Origin of the sequence: Pseudomonas sp. NFR02, from assembly GCF_900119375.1 — a bacterium.
In the GTDB taxonomy this organism is placed as follows: Bacteria; Pseudomonadota; Gammaproteobacteria; order Pseudomonadales; family Pseudomonadaceae; genus Aquipseudomonas; species Aquipseudomonas paracarnis.
The window spans coordinates 513336-529791 of sequence record NZ_FPJJ01000003.1 but is presented as its reverse complement, the minus strand read 5'-3'; the positions used below and the strand labels follow the sequence as shown (position 1 = coordinate 529791).

Sequence of the window (16456 nt, the reverse complement as noted above, 5' to 3'; positions counted from 1 at the left end):
TCGCTTGAATTCAGCTTTCTACGGTCAGCACCGAAATGCCGCTGGCTTTGGCCTGGCAAACCAGCTCCGAGGTATCGTCACCACCCGGCAGGGCAATGATCAGGTCGGGGCGGCTGTCGGCCAGCATGAAGTGGTTGCGCTGGCGTTCCGCCTGTTTGCCATGGCGCTGCCAATTGGGTGGATAACGCACCACGTCGATACCGATTTCCCGCGCCCATTCCTCGATCTCACTGCCCAGGAACTGGTTGCCGCCGTGAATCAGTACCTGCACCGGGCGCAGGCGGTGGTAAGCGTCCAGCACATGGCGGGACTTTTTGGTGTCGGCGTAATGACGACCTGCACAGATCAACACGCGCATGAGCAAATCCTTGTATTGCACGCAGGCGACCAGGCAGCCGCCTGCGTTTTAACGGCGAGGAGGGTCAGTACCACTGCTTGAAGCGGCGGATGTAGATGGTCTTCATCAGTTGGGCGACGCAGCAGTAAGCCAGCAAGGTGCCCACCAGCCATGGGAAGTACGCCAGCGGCAGCGGTTGCAGGCCCACCAGGGTGCCCAGCGGTGAGAACGGTACGTAGATGCCCAGGGCGATCACGATGCAGGTCATCATCAACACCGGCCAGGCGGCCGTGCTCTGGAAGAACGGGATCTTGCGGGTGCGCAGCATATGCACCACCAGGGTTTGCGAAAGCAGCCCCTCGATAAACCAGCCGGACTGGAACAGGGTCTGCATTTCCACGCTGTTGGCCGAGAACACGTACCACATCAGGGCAAAGGTGGTGATGTCAAAGATCGACGAGGTAGGGCCAATCCAGATCATGAAGCGGCCGATGTTTTTCGCATCCCACTTGCGTGGCTTGGCCAGGTATTCCTTGTCCATCTTGTCCCACGGCAGGGCCAGTTGGGAGATGTCATACATCAGGTTCTGCAGCAGCAGATGGATCGCCAGCATGGGCATGAACGGGATGAACGCACTGGCCACCAGCACCGAGAACACGTTGCCGAAGTTGGAGCTGGCGGTCATGTTCAGGTACTTCATGATATTGCCGAAGGTTTCGCGGCCCTTGAGCACGCCTTCTTCCAGCACCATCAGGCTCTTTTCCAGCAGGATGATGTCGGCCGATTCCTTGGCGATGTCGGTGCCGCTGTCCACCGAAATACCCACATCGGCATCCCGCAGCGCCGGTGCATCGTTGATGCCGTCGCCGAGGAAGCCGACGGTGTGCCCGTTAGCTTGCAGGGCCTTGAGCACGCGGGATTTTTGCAGCGGCGTGAGCTTGGCGAATACCGTGCGCTCTTCTACGCGGCGCAGCAGGGTGGCGTCGTCCATGGCTTCGATTTCCACGCCCAGCAGCGGCTGGCCGGGTTCCAGGCCAACCTGGCGGCAGATCTTGCTGGTGACCACGGCGTTGTCACCGGTCAACACCTTGATCGCCACACCAATCTGTTGCAGCGCCGCAATCGCCGGGCCTGCGGTTTCTTTCGGTGGGTCGAGGAAGGTCAAGAAGCCCTGGATCACCAGGTTGCGCTCGTCGCTGGTGGTGTACTGCTGGCGGGCCAGCGCTTTAGGGATATTGCGGGTCGCTACCACCAGCACGCGGAAACCGTCTTCGTTGTAGTCATTGGCGAGTGCCAGCAGTGCCTCACGACGGCGGTCATCCAGGGGCAAGGCTTCGCCGGCCTCCATGACATGGGTAGAAATGCTCAGCATCTCTTCCACCGCGCCCTTGCAAACCAGCAACTGGTCACCGGCGGCATCCTTGACCACGATCGACAGGCGACGACGGACAAAGTCGAACGGCAATTCATCGACCTTGCTGTAGGCAAACGGCACCTGGAACTTGGGGTTTTGTTCGGAGAACTGCACCACTGCCTGGTCCATCAGGTTTTTCATGCCGCTCTGGTGAAAGCTGTTGAGCCAGGCCAGGGACAGCACGGCGTCATCGCGCTGGCCGAAGGCATTGACGTGATGTTCGAGGATGATCTTGTCCTGGGTGAGGGTGCCGGTCTTGTCGGTGCACAGCACGTCCATCGAACCGAAGTTCTGGATCGCATTGAGGCGCTTGACCACTACTTTGCGCTTGGCCATGGCCGTGGCGCCCTTGGCCAGGTTGGCGCTGACGATCATCGGCAGCATTTCCGGGGTAAGGCCGACGGCGACCGCCAGGGCAAACAGGAAGGCATCACCCCAATCGCCCTTGGAGAAGCCATTGAGGAAGAACACGATGGGCACCATCACCAGCATGAAGCGGATCAGCAGCCAGCTGACACTGTTCACGCCCCGGTCGAAGGCGGTTTGCACCCGCGAGCCGACAATCGCCTTGGCCAGGGAGCCAAAGTAGGTGCGCGGCCCCGTTGCCACCACCACTGCTTTAGCGCGACCGCTGACCACGTTGGTGCCCATGAAGCAGATGTTCGGCAAGTCCAGCAAGTTGCCCTGGTCGGCGGCCAGGGTAGAGGCGGATTTTTGCGTGACATCGCCCAGGGTGTCGTACTTCTCCACCGGCAAGGCTTCACCGGTCAGCACAGCCTGGCTGATAAACAGGTCGCGGGACTCGATCAGGCGGATATCGGCGGGGATCATGTCGCCAGCGGACAATTGCACGATATCGCCGGCCACCAGGTCACGCATCGGCACTTCGCGCAAGGTGGGCTGAGCACCAACCTGCTCGCGGCGCAGTACGGTGGCGGTGGTGCGTACCATGGCCTTGAGGGCCTCGGCGGATTTGGCCGAACGGTGTTCCTGCCAGAAACGCAGCAGGCTGCTGAGCAACACCATGGTCATGATGATGACGACCTTGGTCGGGTCGGCTTCTTCGCCTTCCTGCATCGGCAGCCAGCAGTCAGTCACAAAGCTGATGCCACCCAGGGTCAGCAGCACGTAGATGAACGGGTTGTTCAGAGCCTGCAGGAACTGGACGATAGCGTGTGGCGGCTTGTCGTGGGCGACTTCGTTATAGCCTTCTCGTTGCAGACGCGCCGAAGCGTCCAGTTCGGTCAGGCCGTCCTGGGTGGCCCGTACATTGGCGAGGGTGGCCGCCAGGCCATTGTGGGCTTCACGGGCGGCACGCATCGACAGCTTGGTGTCGGCAGCGGTGCCATTTTTTTTGTGCAGAGGCGTGTTTTTTACGGCGCTCATTGTCTGTACTCCTGTCGCCAATTCTCGACAAAACATACCCGGTACTTACCTGAATACAGGCGAGCGAAAGCATGCCGAGCCGCAAACTTTGCGATCGGTTTAAATAAGGTGTTCACATAACTTCTGAAGGGCCCGCTAACAGCGCGTTAGTTAACGAGCGTGCAGCGGGCTACTACTGGATTTGTTCATAAAGAACTCCAGGGTCATCAATAAGAAAGTTGCTGTTTCCAGCTAGCTCAGGCGGCGCGAGTGCTCAGGTAAAGACCGAGCATCAGGCGCGCTTGCGCCAGGCGGGAAACCTTGGGTCTCTGCGGGTCTTGAGGGTCAGCATGATCCCAATGCTGCACCAGGTGGCCGCTTTCAGGGCAGATGCGCCAGTGCGCCAGCGGCGGTGCCGGGCGCACTTGAGGGGAGGGTGTGACAAAGGTCGAGCGGGTTGGCGAAAAGCCCGCCGGCGCTCGGCACAGCTTGGCGCGCAGGGCGGCGACCAGTGTGCGTGTATCAGGCAAAACAAGGAGTTGGAAGGTCATAACACACCTCGGGACCGGACGGGCGACCGGTGAGGCAGTTACGATGGAGCATCAAGCTCTAGCGCAGCTTACCGGACCTGGAACGCGAGTCCTGTCATATTCTGGGTTTGGCGCCCGATGCCCGCAGAGGCGGTGCTCGGACAGCGACTAGATACTGTGTCCATTGGCTTCTTTTGTGAGGTTTAAAAAAGGCCCCAGTTGCGGGCACGGGCAATCTACTCAGGGCGTCACAGAATGTCAACGCATGATTAATTAAATTAGCCCGTGTTCAGAGTTTGTTCAGACAAGAGGCATGCAAGTTATTGGCTGGATAACTTTATATACCGTGCGCGGCGAGTATCGCCAGATAAATCAATACTAAACCGCACGCCGCATAACTAACACGTTGCCAGCTAGGTGATGCGTTCTTGCGTAGCAGGTTCACCAAGGCGGCGGTAAGAAAACACGAGAGTACCGACGCCAGCATGAAGCCGGCAAAAAACATCAGGGTCTGCCCGTGACTGGGGGTGGTGCCGACAATCCCCGACAGTGCGCTGCCCAAGGCGCCCCAGTAGACGATGTTTTTCGGATTAGCCAAGGAAATCGCCGCGCCCACCGCCAACGCATTTTTGCCTGAGCTGGCAGGGGCGTTGTCGGTTGCGGGTAACTGCCAGGCATCAATCAGGCTGCGGATGCCCAGCCAGGCCAGGTAGAGCGCACAGACGATTGTAAGTGGAACCCGCACTGCATCATGCTGAATCAGCAGTGCGATACCGGTGAGGCCAATCACGGCCCAGACGGCGTCGCCCACCAGTGAGCCGAACTGCACCAGCAACGCCGGCGTGAAGCCATGGAGCAAGCCGCGGCGCAGAGTCTCTGCCAGCACGGCGCCGGGAGAAAGGCAAAATACAAAACCGAATACCAGCGCATAGACAAAGATCGACAGCATGCTCAGTTCCTTTCGAGAAAGTGCCAGAGCATACGTCAGTCCGAGAGAGGGATACCACGTCCTCTGTAGGAACGTTCGCGATGGCGGTATGTCAGCCACTCAATCTTCAACTGAGCCACCGCAATCGCAGGCAAGCCAGCTCCCACACTGGTCATGCATTGCCCACAGAGTCAGCGCCTGTCACAGGACCCTGTAGGAGCGGCGTTGAGGCAATGCGGTGGAGTTCAGCCTTCAATTCATCCGGCGATAGACGTGCAAAGGGCAGCGCAAAAAACGCTTCGCAGCGTGCGGTGATAATGTCGAGGGTGGCCTTGAATGCTGCCTCTACTTGCGCCTCATCACCCTGCATCTCGGAGGGGTCTTCCAAGCCCCAATGGGCCTTCACCGCCGGGCCAAAATACACCGGGCACGCTTCACCGGCTGCTTTATCGCACACGGTGATGACCACATCCGGCGGGCAGCCTTGAAAGGCATCATTGCCCTTGCTGTACAAACCTTCGATGCTGATGCCCGCCGCCTGCAGCGTGCTCAGGCTACGGGGCAACACCTGGCCCGTGGGAAAACTGCCCGAGCTGACCGCCTCGAAACCCTCTGGCGCCAGGTGATTGAACATCGCTTCGGACAAGATGCTGCGGCAACTGTTGGCGGTACACATGAACAGGACTTTCATGGCGCGTTCCTTTAGAAACTCAAGCGCAAGGCGAGGGCGGCCAGGGTGATCAGCAGCACGGGCAAGGTCAGCACGATCCCGACCTTGAAGTAGTAACCCCAGGTGATAGTGATGCCTTTGCGCGCCAGGATATGCAGCCACAGCAAAGTGGCCAAACTGCCTATGGGAGTGATTTTCGGGCCCAGGTCGCTGCCAATCACGTTGGCGTAGATCATCGCGTCCTTGACCACGCCCACAGCATGGCTGGACTCGATGGACAATGCGCCAATCAGTACCGTCGGCAGGTTATTCATCGCCGATGAGAGCAGCGCCGTCAGCAACCCGGTGCCCATGGCCGCGCCCCACACACCATAGGTGGCGAAGGTGTCGAGCCAGGTGGCCAGGTAGTCGGTCAGGCCGGCGTTACGCAGGCCATACACCACCAGGTACATGCCCAGGGAAAAAATCACGATCTGCCAAGGCGCTTCCTTGAGGACTTTGCGCGTGGAAATCTTATGGCCCTTGGCGGCAATCACCAGCAGCAGCACGGCGCAGACGGCGGAAATCGCACTGATGGGAATACCCAGAGGTTCCAAGGCGAAACAGCCGATGAGCAGAATACCCAGTACCCACCAACCGGCGCGGAACGTCGCAGGGTCATGGATGGCACTGCTGGGGTCTTCCAGGTCAGCCGGGTCGTAGGTTTGAGGAATGTCCCGGCGAAAAAACCACAGCAGCACTGCCAGGGTCGCGGCCACGCTGACCAGGTTCACCGGCACCATCACGGCAGCATATTCGTTGAAGCCGATCTTGAAATAGTCCGCCGAAACGATATTCACCAGGTTCGACACCACCAAGGGCAGGCTCGCCGTATCGGCGATAAACCCGGCGCCCATGACGAAGGCCAGGGTCGCCGCCGGGGAAAAACGCAAGGCCAACAGCATCGACATCACGATAGGCGTCAGGATCAACGCCGCACCGTCATTGGCAAACAGTGCCGATACCAGCGCACCCAGCAGCACCATATAAGCAAACAACCGCCGGCCGCGGCCACGGCCCCAGCGCGCCACATGCAGGGCCGTCCAGGCGAAGAAGCCGGCTTCGTCCAGCAACAGGCTGATGATGATCAGCGCGACAAAAGTACCGGTGGCGTTCCAGATGATGTGCCACACCACTGGGATGTCCGCCAGGCTGATCACCCCACAGGCCAGCGCCAGGATCGCGCCCAGTGTGGCACTCCAGCCGACGCCCAGACCCTTGGGTTGCCAGATGACCAGCACGATGGTGACGAGGAAAATCGCAATTGCGACAAGCATGAATAAAAGCTCCGATGGCTCAGCAGCAGGTGCTGGCCCGTTGTGGTCTGTCGCCCATTGCATTCAGACGCAGTGCGTCATCCTGCAACCATGGCTGGTTGGCTTGCAGAGTGGTGTCCAGCACCTGAGTAACCCAGGCGGGCAGTGCCGGATTGATGCGGTAGTAGATCCATTGCCCTTGACGTCGGTCCACCAGCAGCCCGCAACTACGCAATTGCGCGAGATGACGGGAGATTTTTGGCTGGCTGTCGTCCAAGGCATGGATCAACTCACACACACAAAGTTCGCCTTCGCGCAGGATCAGTAAGGTCACCCGTGCACGGGTGGCATCGGCCAGGCACTTGAACAGGGCGGTCGGGATGAGGAGGTCTGACATGATCAAGGACTTTTCAAGTGGATATATTCGAATATACGTATTTCCACATATATAGGTCAAATCTTGTTTCAATTGATATGGATCAAAGGCCTTTGAAACCGCCACAACTGTTTGAAATTAAAATGAAACACAAATGTCCTAACGTGCCTGCCCATTGCTGATGAAGGAAGACCCCGCGTGACCCGAGCCACCCGCAACCTGCGCAAGACCCTGGATTCCGTCGCGGAAAATAACGAAACCGCGGCCTTTGACCTGATGCGCGCCGTGGAAAAACTCGGCGATGAAGTGCTGCGCCAGCGCCTGCTCAATACCATCCACCGGCTGAACCAGGATGCGTATGAATTGCGCGAAGCGCGGGATTCGGTGGAGCAGGTATCAGTCAAGCTCGCCTGAGCAAGATCGTTCAAGACAAGCCTTCGTTCGTGCTGGCATGCTTGTCGACTGTCTGTCGATGAGCCGTTTTCCATGCCCACTGCATTGCCTCATTACGCCTTCACCCGCGGCGCCATCGCCGTCATTCCCTTATCCCTGGCCTGTGCGCCCTGGGGGTTGCTGGCCGGCTCCATGGCCATCGACGCGCAATTTACCCCGCTGCAAGCCCAAGGCTTGTCTGCCATTGTGTTTGCCGGTGCCGCACAACTGGTGGCCATCGGCATGGTCAAGAGCGGTGCCAGCCTGATTTCCATCGTGCTGACCACCTTGCTGCTGACCTCCCAGCACCTGCTCTATGGCATGCATATGCGTCCTACACTGTCTTCGCTCAACACCCGCTGGCGCATGAGCCTGGGGTTTTTGTTGACCGATGAATTCTTTGCCCTGGTCAACCACTATGACCGCCAGACCTTCAATCGCTGGTACGCCCTGGGCGTCGGCCTGACGTTTTACCTGATCTGGAACCTCTTCACCCTTGCCGGCATTGTGCTGGGCAAGAGCATTCCCGGCCTTGATCAATTGGGGCTGGAGTTTTCGATTGCCGCCACCTTTATCGCCTTGATCACCCCCGTGGTGCGCGACGTGCCCACGGTGGTATGCGTTGCCGTGGCACTGCTGAGCTCGGTCTGGTTGAGTTATCTGCACTGGGAGTCGGCGGTGGTGGTCTCGGGTGTGTTGGGTATGAGCGCGGGTTATGCCTGTAAACGGCTGGGAGTGGGGCAACGATGATTTACCTGATGATTGTGGCCATGGGCCTGGTGGTGTTCTTCAACCGTTACCTGTTTATCGAGCCACGCTTGCCGGTACGGCTCAATCGCGGCGCGCGTGAATTTTTGGGCTTCGCCGTGCCGGGCATGCTCACGGCGATCTGCGGGCCGATTATTTTTCTGGCTGACCATCGGCTTAACCTGAGCCCGAGCAACCCTTACCTGCTGGCCGGCATCTGCGCCGTGGCGTTGATGTATTGGACGCGCAGCGTATTGACCACCGTGCTATTGAGCATGGCGCTGTTCTATCTGTTCCGTTGGTGGTTTTGATACCTAGGCAAAAAAAGCCCGCGGGGTGGCGGGCAGAAGGGAGACTTCCAAAAAATGAGCCTGGCCACTATAGGCGGCGTGTTTGCCTTTCACAGTGAAACAAAGTTCATGGGCGCGTCAGTTGGCTTTCGCACAGTGGTAGAGTCACGGTTTTTCCAAGGAAGCAATGGCATGCACAAAGTGGTAATAGGCGCATTGATACTGGCGGCACTGGCCGGTTGTGCAGGTTCCAAGATGAAAGAGGCGCGCGCAGGCAGCCCCTACAAGACCCTGGCATCGGACAAGGCCACTCTGGTGGTTGCCCAATGCATCCAGTTCGGTTGGCAGGATGAAAGCGTGTTCGGCATCGATGCCGGCGGCTTCAAGGAAGCGACCGAGGCGGGTGGTTTTACGGTGTACACCACCGGTGGCGATTACTTTGTCGATGTACTCAGCACCGGCGCGGGTTCTACGGTCAACTACTACGCCGCACAGGACAATATGCCAGCCAAACGTCGCCTGGCAGCACTGGCCACTTGTCTGTAAGTCGGTTGCCTTAGTCATATTCAGAAACGCCTGGCGGGACAGCCGCCGGGCATTGGCTTATGATTCACTCGCTCGTTCGACGTGATGGCTCTTTACCGGTACACGGATGTCGAGGCTTAAACGTCGAACGAGCTCCTCCACCCCACCTCAACGGGGCATGAAACCCAAGTGCCAGCGTCGCGGAATCAACAGTGTCGCCACCCCCAAGGCCCCAGCCAACGCACCACTGACCCACAATGCGCGCAGGCCCATCTGCTGTTCCAGCAGTGCACCGATCACAGCGCCAATGAACATTCCGCCCCACGGAATCAATTGCACGCGCCAGCCATTGCGGCGCTCGCCCAATAACCAACGGCCCAGCCCGCGACCAAAGCGTGACAGCGCTCCGGTGACGTAGGTCAGCCCCACCGGTAACCCGTTCACCTCTTCGACGGCCGCATTGAGCATGCCCATGGCAATGATCGCTGCGAGCAACGCGGGCAAGGTATCGGTCGATGGCCACAACGCCGCAGCACAGAGCAAGGCGCCGATGCACAGCAATAAGGGCAACGCATGGCGCTTGCTGAAACGGCTGACCAGCACGCCCAAGGCATTACCGACCACGAAGGTGGCGACCAGCAGCACCAGCCGCCCGGTGAGCCCCAGGTCGCCCGCACTGATGGCCACCGCCAGGCGCGTGGTGTTACCGCTCATGAACGAGACGAAATCGCCGCTGGCCATAAAGCCGATGGCATCGGTCATACCCGCCAGCACCGACAGACAAGCCACCAGCATCAAGCCCACCCGCCCGCGCCAGCGCTGTCGATGGGCGAGCGTGGCATTGGTGTAAGGCTTGCGAGACGAAGGCAGCATGGGGCCGGTTTCCTCGGTGAGATTATCCGGCCACTACCGTAGGACGCTTTGCCTGTCTGCGCAATAACCTCAGACACGCTCCAGTTGCCAGCCGGTGGCGTGCCACGTCAGATGGTGAGTCGGCTCAATCGCCTGCAAGAATGCCTCGTCGTGTGATACGGCCAGCAGCGCGCCGGCAAACCCCTTCAATGCCTGCTCAAACGCCAGCACCGACTCCAGGTCCAGGTGATTGGTGGGTTCATCCAACAGCAGCAGTTGCGCCGGTGTTTCACGCCAAAAGGCTACCGCCATCGCAGCTTTCAAGCGCTCGCCGCCGCTGAGTTGCCCTGCCGGCTGCGTAACCCGCAGCGCGTCCAACTGCAACAACGCCAGACGTGTGCGCAGTTCGGCTTCGGCCAGGGGCGTGTCGAGCAGGTTGAGTTGCTCGACAAGGCTGCGACGGTCGTCCAGCAGCGCCAGGTGCTGATCGATGTACGCACTGGGCACTGCTACGCTGCACTCGCCACTGACCGCCTGCCAGTGGCCGGCTAGCACTTTGAGCAAGGTCGATTTGCCGCAACCGTTCGGCCCACGTACAGCAACGCGAGCTGGGCCTGTCAGGTTGACCGTCAGGTAGCTGGCGGGTGCCAGGGGATCAAGCCAGGGCAATTGCGCCTGCTCCAGCACCAGTACCTGGCGGCCATTGGGGACGGTCGAGCCTGATAATGCGAGCAGTGTGGGCGTCTCATCCACCACGCGCTCGTACGCCTGGCGTACCTGGGCGTCGAGTTGGTTTTTGCACGCATGATGGGCGCTGCGCACGCTGCTGACGACCTCCGTTGCTGCGCTTTTCCAGCGCGCCTTGGTAAAACGGTCGACGTTGGCGGTCTCGGCCTGTTTACGTGCGCGTGCGGCGTGGCGCTGCAGGTCGTCGTGATCTTTTTGCAGGCGCCGACGCTCGCGGCTGCGGGCCAGACGTGCCTGTTCCCACGCAGCAATCGCGGCCTGCTGGTGAGTGTCGCGTTGCTGGCGATAGGCATCGTAGTTGCCGCCATACACCTGAATGCCCAGGGGCGACAGCTCGATGATGCGGCCCATGGCATTGAGCAACTGTCGATCATGGCTGACCACCACCAGGCCACCGCGCCAATCGCGCAACACACGCAACAACCAGTCGCGCCCGTCAGCATCAAGATGGTTGCTGGGCTCATCCAGAATCAGCAACTGCGGCGCAGCCAACAACGCCCCGATCAGCGCGACCCTGGCGAGTTGGCCGCCGCTGAGTTGATCGGCCGGGGTACTGCCACTGAGAGTCTGCAAACCCGCTGCATCCAGTGCCTGACGCAGGCGTTCGGCGAGGTCCCAGCGATCGTCGATCAGTTCCAGGTCACCGAGGCGTGCATCGCCCTGGCCCATTCGCTCAAGGGCAGCCAAGGCCGCGGCAGTTGCGGTGATATCGGCGATGGTTTGCCCTGGTTGAGCCGTGATGGCCTGGGGCACATAGGCAACATGGGCCGGTTTTTTCAACGTGCCGCAGGAGGGCAGCAGCACGCCGGCCATCAACTTGGCCAGGATACTTTTGCCCCGTCCATTGCGCCCGACGATACCGGTAGGCGTTTGATCAATGGACAGGTTCACGTCGGCCAGCAAGGTTTCGCCATTGGCGAACTGGAAAGACAGGTGTTGCAGGGAAACAAGCGCGGGCAGCCGTTTGACGTCAGTCATCAGCACCTCCAAAAAAATGTCGAACAGGCCAACAAGCGCGCCAGGCGGCTCGTTGCAGATACATTTTGGAAGGCTTAGTTGTTCACGTCGGCGGTCATCCCGTGAGTCAGAAGGGAGGCAGAGCCTAACCCACCTAAACTTTGTGCGGCAAGTCTTCGGCCAGTTTTTCCAGGAACATTGCCAGCGCGACTTCTTCGGCTTTCAGGCCTTTGCGCACTCGCGGCTTGGGCAGCTTCGACAATTCACCGAGGCTGAAATGCTCAAGCACCGCCGGGTGGATATAGCACTTGCGGCACACCGCCGGCGTGTTGCCCAGCTGCCGGGCGACATCCTTGACCATCGCCACCACATGCCGCTTGGCGTCGGATTCGGGCTGCCACGCCAACTCGCGCAACACCGCCAGCGCCATTGCTGTGCCGGCCCAGGTGCGGTAGTCCTTGGCGGTAAAGTCTTCGCCGGTCAGGCGGTGCAGGTAGTCGTTGACGTCCTGGGAGCTGACGGTATGCCGCTCACCGTCTTCGTCCAGGTACTGGAACAGGTTTTGCCCTGGCAATTCCATGCAACGCTTGACCACCCGGGCCAGGCGCCGATCCTTGACGCTGACTTGGTGCTCCACGCCACTCTTGCCACGAAACTGGAACTGGATCTCGCTGCCCTTGATGTCCACATGGCGGTTGCGCAGGGTGGTCAGGCCGTAGGATTTGTTTTCGCGGGCATATTGGGTATTACCGACGCGGATCAGCGTGGCGTCCAGCAACATCACCACCGTTGCCAACACCTTTTCGCGGGTAAACCCTGGCTCGGCAATTTGTGCTTCGAGCTGTTTGCGCAACCTGGGCAAAGCGGCGCCAAAAGCCTGCAAGCGCGAGTACTTGTCGCTGTCGCGCACCTCGCGCCAGCGTGGGTGGTAACGGTACTGCTTACGGCCACGGGCGTCGCGTCCGGTGGCTTGCAGGTGGCCGCGAGGGTCGGCGCAGATCCACACATCGGTGTAGGCGGGTGGCACCGCCAAGGCGTTCAGGCGTTTGATTTCGTCCGCGTCGGTAATGCGCTCGCCTTTGGCGTTCAGATACTGGAACTTGCCTCGCACTTTTTTACGGCGGATGCCGGGCTGGGTGTCATCCACATAATGCAGGTCGCGAGGCAGGTCGGCGGGTAACGAAGAGTCAGGCATGGGGCGGGTTCCTTGGCAACAAATCAGGCCGGTATGTCTGATTGACCGCAGCGCCCTGCGGTCGTGCCAAATGCTTAAGCCAGTACGGCCACCGCCTTGATTTGCGCCCACAACGTCTGGCCCGGATGCAGTTGCAATTGGTCGCGGGAGAAGCGCGTGATGCGCGCCAGTAACGGCGTGCCGCCGGCGTCCAGGCGCACCAGCACATGGGCGCTGTTGTCCGCGCCGATAGTCTGGGTGACGGTCACCGGCAAGCGATTGAGGATGCTGCTGTGTTCTTGGGCCTGCAGGCTCAGGCTTACATCCCGCGCCTGGACCTTGACCCGCAGCGGGTTGCCCACCGCCAGCGGGACATGGGCCACGCGCATCTGCAACGGGCAATCGGGCAACTGCAGAGTGAGCAACTGATAGTGCGTGTCGTAGGCAACGACGCTGCCGGCGATCACCACGCCAGCATCGTCGCCCAGCGCCAGAGGCAGGTCGAGGCGCGCCAGGGTCTCGCCGATCGGGCCACTGGCCAGGGCCTTGCCGTCGCTGAGCAGGACGATATGGTCGGCCAGTCGCGCCACTTCGTCCTGGGCATGACTGACGTAGAGCACCGGGATATCCAGTTCGTCGTGCAGGCGTTCCAGGTAAGGCAATATCTCGCTTTTGCGCTGGCTGTCCAGGGCCGCCAGCGGTTCATCCATCAACAACAACTTGGGGCTGGTGAGCAAGGCGCGGGCGATGCCGATGCGCTGGCGCTCGCCGCCGGACAAGTGTTGCGGATGACGCTCAAGCAAGTGCCCGATACCCAACAGTTCGGTGGCCTGGGCCATGTCCACGCGCCGTTGCGGGCGTGGGATACGTTTGAGGCCGAACTCCAGATTGGCGAGCACCGACAGGTGAGGAAACAGGCTCGCCTCCTGGAACACATAGCCCAGGGCGCGTTTATGCGGCGGCACAAACAGCCCTTTGCGGCTGTCTTGCCACACCTCGTCGTTGATTTGCACAAAACCGTGTTCGGCGCGTTCCAATCCGGCGATGCAGCGCAGGCACGTGGTCTTGCCGGAGCCAGAATGCCCGTACAGCGCGCTCACGCCACGGCCGGGCAATTGCAGGTCCACATCCAGTGCGAAGGCGGAATATTTCAGGTGCAGGCGTATATCCATCATCGCGATCAACTCCAGCCCATCTTGGTTTTACGGCTGGAATAGAGCGCCAGCAACACGAGGAAGGCGAATACCACCATGGCCCCGGCCAGCCAATGGGCCTGGGCATATTCCATGGCTTCGACGTGGTCGTAGATTTGCACCGAGACGACACGGGTCTTGTCCGGGATATTGCCGCCGATCATCAGCACCACGCCGAACTCACCAACGGTATGGGCGAAGCCCAGAATCGAGGCGGTGATAAACCCAGGGCGTGCCAGCGGCAGGATCACCGTGAAAAACGTATCCCATGGGTTGGCGCGCAAGGTCGCGGCCACTTCCAGCGGGCGCGTGCCGATGGCAGAAAACGCATTCTGCAACGGCTGCACCACGAAGGGCATGGAGTAGATCACCGAGCCAATCACCAGCCCGGCGAAACTGAAGGTGAGGGTGCCCAGGCCCAGCCACTGCGTGAATTGGCCGACGTATCCATTGGGCCCCATGGCCAACAGCAAGTAAAAGCCGATGACCGTTGGCGGCAACACCAACGGCAGTGCGACCACTGCGCCGATGGGGCCGCGCCACTTGGAACGGGTGCGCGACAGCCACAGGGCGATCGGTGTGCCGATGATCAACAGGATCAGGGTGGTCAGCGAGGCCAGTTTGAGGGTCAACCAGATCGCAGAAACATCAGCACTTGTCAGGGGCATTTACAGCTCGTAACCGTAGGATTTGATCACGGCAGCCGCTTTCGGGCCTTTGAGGTAGTCCACCAGGGCCTTGGCGGCGGCGCTGTCTTTGCCCTTGTTGAGGATTACGGCGTCCTGTTTGATCGGGTCATGCAGGGAGGCCGGAACAATCCACGCCGAACCGCCGGTGACTTTGCCGTCTTTGTAGATTTGCGACAAGGCCACAAAACCCAGCTCGGCGTTGCCGGTAGACACAAACTGATAAGCCTGGGTGATGTTCTGGCCCTCGACGAGCTTGTCCTTGACCTTGTCAGTCAAGCCTTCCCTGGCCAGTACCTGGGTGGCGGCCAGGCCGTAGGGCGCTGTTTTGGGGTTGGCGATGGACAAGTGCTTGAATTGGTTTTTCTTCAGCACATCACCCTTGGCATCCACATAGCCTTCTTTGGCCGACCACAGCGCCAGGGTGCCGACCGCGTAGGTGAAGCGTGAACCCTTGACGGTAGCGCCTTCGCTTTCGAGTTTTTGCGCGGTGGTGTCATCGGCGCTGAGGAACACTTCAAACGGCGCGCCATTCTTGATCTGGGTATAGAACTGCCCAGTAGCGCCGTAAGCCGCGACCAGTTTGTGGCCGGTGTCTTTCTCGAAGTCGGCGGCAATCGCCTGGATCGGGGCGGTGAAGTTGGCGGCCACGGCCACCTGCACTTCATCGGCATGGGCCGTACCCAAGGCAAAGGCGGCAAGCAGGGGGGCCAGGCGCGAAACGCGGGTCATCATGAAGCAACTCCTTGAAGGTGTACGGCAGGTTGTAGGTAAAGAGGCTTACCGCTATGTATGGGAATATATAGCGGTAGGCTATTGCCGGTACAGCACCAAGTTGCTGCGCAGGTCAGTCGCGGGTGAATCTGGCTATCGCGTGCTCGGCCAATTCGCGGGTCAGGTCATAGGTGGACAGGTCTTTGCCCAGCCTCAGGGCCTGGCCTGCCCACAGGTTGCTGAAACCGGCTTCATCCTTGGCCTTGAGCGGCATTAATGCGCCTCCGGCTTTGGGGAACGCCGGCGCCGCTGGGTTGATTGCGCCGAGTTCACGCATCACGCGGTTGACGATGCCCCGCGCCGGGCGGCCGGTGAACAGGTTGGTCAGCGCGGTTTCGCTGGCCTGGGCATGGCGCAGCGCATGGTGATGGGCGGCGCTTACAGTGGCTTCGGGCGTGAACAGATACGCCGTGCCGATCTGCACCGCCGAAGCGCCGAGGGCAAAGGCCGCAACGATGCCGCGTGCATCGGCGATTCCGCCCGCAGCAATCACCGGCACGCTGACCGCGTCGACAATCTGTGGCAACAGCGCCATCAAGCCGATCTGGCTATTGAGGTCATCGCTGAGAAACAGGCCACGGTGCCCACCCGCTTCGATGCCCATGGCGATGATCGCGTCGCAGCCGTGCTGTTCCAGCCACACGGCTTCCTCGACGGTGGTGGCCGATGACAGCACCTTGGCACCGGTGGCTTTTACCCGGTCCAGCAAAGACTTCTCTGGCAGGCCAAAATGAAAGCTCACCACTTCTGGCCGAAACGCTTCCACCACCTGGCAGGCTGCGTCATTGAACGGCGCACGGTTGGACACCGGGGTTGGCGCATCAAAGTCGGCGCCCAGTTCATGGTAGTAAGGTTGCAGCAAGGCCTTCCAAGCCTGATCCCGCGCGTCATCGACATCGGGCGGTTGATGGCAGAAGAAGTTGACGTTCAGCGGCGCATGATTGGCCTGGCGAATGAGGGCCAAGGCCTCGCGCAGTTGCTCCAGGCTCAGCGCCGCCGCAGGCATGGAGCCCAGGGCACCGGCTTGCTGAGCGGCGATGACCATGGCGGTGGTCGTCGCGCCAGCCATCGGCGCCTGGATGATCGGCACCTCAATGCCCAACAGGTCAAGAATGCGGGTGTCTGGCCAGGTGCTCATGGGTTGCTTCTCCAGCGTTAGTAGGG

Annotated in this window: 18 protein-coding genes; 4 read left to right on the top strand and 14 right to left on the bottom strand. The window is 60.4% G+C overall.

The window, feature by feature from the left end:
* Positions 1–10: 10 nt before the first annotated feature.
* From BT199_RS12745 to BT199_RS12715, 7 genes are all read right to left on the bottom strand, one after another.
* Positions 11–358, bottom strand: coding sequence for a DUF2493 domain-containing protein (locus BT199_RS12745; RefSeq protein WP_003191350.1), 348 nt, complete (start codon positions 356–358; stop codon positions 11–13).
* Between the two features lie 64 nt (positions 359–422).
* Positions 423–3137 (bottom strand): magnesium-translocating P-type ATPase, encoded by a 2715-nt coding sequence (gene mgtA / locus BT199_RS12740; protein ID WP_072434599.1) that lies wholly within the window; start codon positions 3135–3137, stop codon positions 423–425.
* A 236-nt stretch (positions 3138–3373) separates the two neighbouring features.
* The gene (locus BT199_RS12735) at positions 3374–3667 is read right to left on the bottom strand and encodes a hypothetical protein (protein WP_014718533.1); all 294 of its coding nucleotides are present in this window, start codon (positions 3665–3667) and stop codon (positions 3374–3376) included.
* Positions 3668–3983: 316 nt separating this feature from the next.
* Complete coding sequence (locus BT199_RS12730; protein WP_014718532.1) at positions 3984–4595, bottom strand: LysE family transporter; 612 nt, start codon at positions 4593–4595, stop codon at positions 3984–3986.
* Between the two features lie 151 nt (positions 4596–4746).
* Positions 4747–5265: an arsenate reductase ArsC gene (locus BT199_RS12725; RefSeq protein WP_072434598.1), complete on the bottom strand. Its 519-nt coding sequence runs from the start codon at positions 5263–5265 to the stop codon at positions 4747–4749.
* A gap of 11 nt (positions 5266–5276) precedes the next feature.
* Positions 5277–6560 carry an arsenic transporter gene (locus tag BT199_RS12720; protein WP_014718530.1) on the bottom strand — a complete coding sequence of 428 codons (1284 nt, stop codon included), beginning with the start codon at positions 6558–6560 and terminating at the stop codon, positions 5277–5279.
* 19 nt (positions 6561–6579) lie between these two features.
* Complete coding sequence (locus BT199_RS12715) at positions 6580–6936, bottom strand: metalloregulator ArsR/SmtB family transcription factor (RefSeq protein WP_014718529.1); 357 nt, start codon at positions 6934–6936, stop codon at positions 6580–6582.
* Positions 6937–7113: 177 nt separating this feature from the next.
* Between BT199_RS12715 and BT199_RS12710 the strand changes: the two genes are divergently transcribed.
* The 4 genes from BT199_RS12710 (at position 7114) to BT199_RS12695 (ending at position 8930) form a co-directional block, all read left to right on the top strand.
* On the top strand, positions 7114–7329 hold the full coding sequence (locus BT199_RS12710; protein ID WP_003191339.1) for a hypothetical protein: 216 nt from the start codon (positions 7114–7116) through the stop codon (positions 7327–7329).
* A gap of 72 nt (positions 7330–7401) precedes the next feature.
* Positions 7402–8097 carry an AzlC family ABC transporter permease gene (locus BT199_RS12705; RefSeq protein WP_038450212.1) on the top strand — a complete coding sequence of 232 codons (696 nt, stop codon included), beginning with the start codon at positions 7402–7404 and terminating at the stop codon, positions 8095–8097.
* Complete coding sequence (locus BT199_RS12700; protein ID WP_014718527.1) at positions 8094–8405, top strand: AzlD domain-containing protein; 312 nt, start codon at positions 8094–8096, stop codon at positions 8403–8405. Before BT199_RS12705 ends, BT199_RS12700 begins: the two co-directional genes overlap by 4 nt.
* A 171-nt stretch (positions 8406–8576) precedes the next feature.
* A complete protein-coding gene (locus BT199_RS12695; RefSeq protein ID WP_014718526.1) occupies positions 8577–8930 on the top strand; it encodes a hypothetical protein in 354 nt (117 codons plus the stop codon).
* 147 nt (positions 8931–9077) lie between these two features.
* Here BT199_RS12695 and BT199_RS12690 read toward each other — a convergent pair whose 3' ends face one another.
* The 7 genes from BT199_RS12690 to BT199_RS12660 form a co-directional block, all read right to left on the bottom strand.
* Positions 9078–9782: a YoaK family protein gene (locus BT199_RS12690; RefSeq protein ID WP_014718525.1), complete on the bottom strand. Its 705-nt coding sequence runs from the start codon at positions 9780–9782 to the stop codon at positions 9078–9080.
* A gap of 69 nt (positions 9783–9851) precedes the next feature.
* On the bottom strand, positions 9852–11486 hold the full coding sequence (locus BT199_RS12685; RefSeq protein WP_072434597.1) for an ABC-F family ATP-binding cassette domain-containing protein: 1635 nt from the start codon (positions 11484–11486) through the stop codon (positions 9852–9854).
* 133 nt (positions 11487–11619) lie between these two features.
* Positions 11620–12660, bottom strand: coding sequence for a DNA topoisomerase IB (locus BT199_RS12680; protein ID WP_072434596.1), 1041 nt, complete (start codon positions 12658–12660; stop codon positions 11620–11622).
* 74 nt (positions 12661–12734) lie between these two features.
* Positions 12735–13814, bottom strand: coding sequence for a molybdenum ABC transporter ATP-binding protein (gene modC / locus BT199_RS12675; protein WP_072434595.1), 1080 nt, complete (start codon positions 13812–13814; stop codon positions 12735–12737).
* Between the two features lie 5 nt (positions 13815–13819).
* Positions 13820–14500 carry a molybdate ABC transporter permease subunit gene (modB, locus tag BT199_RS12670; protein ID WP_072434594.1) on the bottom strand — a complete coding sequence of 227 codons (681 nt, stop codon included), beginning with the start codon at positions 14498–14500 and terminating at the stop codon, positions 13820–13822.
* On the bottom strand, positions 14501–15253 hold the full coding sequence (gene modA / locus BT199_RS12665) for a molybdate ABC transporter substrate-binding protein (RefSeq protein ID WP_014718520.1): 753 nt from the start codon (positions 15251–15253) through the stop codon (positions 14501–14503).
* Positions 15254–15365: 112 nt separating this feature from the next.
* Positions 15366–16430, bottom strand: coding sequence for an NAD(P)H-dependent flavin oxidoreductase (locus BT199_RS12660; protein ID WP_072434593.1), 1065 nt, complete (start codon positions 16428–16430; stop codon positions 15366–15368).
* Between the last annotated feature and the right edge of the window lie 26 nt (positions 16431–16456).

Excerpts from the sequence above, each read along its gene's own strand:
- modC (WP_072434595.1), bottom strand. The coding sequence starts at position 13,814 with ATGATGGATATACGCCTGCACCTGAAATATTCCGCCTTCGCACTGGAT.
- BT199_RS12735 (WP_014718533.1), bottom strand. The coding sequence starts at position 3,667 with ATGACCTTCCAACTCCTTGTTTTGCCTGATACACGCACACTGGTCGCC.
- modB (WP_072434594.1), bottom strand. The coding sequence starts at position 14,500 with ATGCCCCTGACAAGTGCTGATGTTTCTGCGATCTGGTTGACCCTCAAA.
- mgtA (WP_072434599.1), bottom strand. The coding sequence starts at position 3,137 with ATGAGCGCCGTAAAAAACACGCCTCTGCACAAAAAAAATGGCACCGCT.
- BT199_RS12685 (WP_072434597.1), bottom strand. The coding sequence starts at position 11,486 with ATGACTGACGTCAAACGGCTGCCCGCGCTTGTTTCCCTGCAACACCTG.
- BT199_RS12705 (WP_038450212.1), top strand. The coding sequence starts at position 7,402 with ATGCCCACTGCATTGCCTCATTACGCCTTCACCCGCGGCGCCATCGCC.
- modA (WP_014718520.1), bottom strand. The coding sequence starts at position 15,253 with ATGATGACCCGCGTTTCGCGCCTGGCCCCCCTGCTTGCCGCCTTTGCC.
- BT199_RS12745 (WP_003191350.1), bottom strand. The coding sequence starts at position 358 with ATGCGCGTGTTGATCTGTGCAGGTCGTCATTACGCCGACACCAAAAAG.
- BT199_RS12720 (WP_014718530.1), bottom strand. The coding sequence starts at position 6,560 with ATGCTTGTCGCAATTGCGATTTTCCTCGTCACCATCGTGCTGGTCATC.
- BT199_RS12660 (WP_072434593.1), bottom strand. The coding sequence starts at position 16,430 with ATGAGCACCTGGCCAGACACCCGCATTCTTGACCTGTTGGGCATTGAG.
- BT199_RS12715 (WP_014718529.1), bottom strand. The coding sequence starts at position 6,936 with ATGTCAGACCTCCTCATCCCGACCGCCCTGTTCAAGTGCCTGGCCGAT.
- BT199_RS12695 (WP_014718526.1), top strand. The coding sequence starts at position 8,577 with ATGCACAAAGTGGTAATAGGCGCATTGATACTGGCGGCACTGGCCGGT.
- BT199_RS12725 (WP_072434598.1), bottom strand. The coding sequence starts at position 5,265 with ATGAAAGTCCTGTTCATGTGTACCGCCAACAGTTGCCGCAGCATCTTG.
- BT199_RS12690 (WP_014718525.1), bottom strand. The coding sequence starts at position 9,782 with ATGCTGCCTTCGTCTCGCAAGCCTTACACCAATGCCACGCTCGCCCAT.
- BT199_RS12730 (WP_014718532.1), bottom strand. The coding sequence starts at position 4,595 with ATGCTGTCGATCTTTGTCTATGCGCTGGTATTCGGTTTTGTATTTTGC.
- BT199_RS12700 (WP_014718527.1), top strand. The coding sequence starts at position 8,094 with ATGATTTACCTGATGATTGTGGCCATGGGCCTGGTGGTGTTCTTCAAC.
- BT199_RS12680 (WP_072434596.1), bottom strand. The coding sequence starts at position 12,660 with ATGCCTGACTCTTCGTTACCCGCCGACCTGCCTCGCGACCTGCATTAT.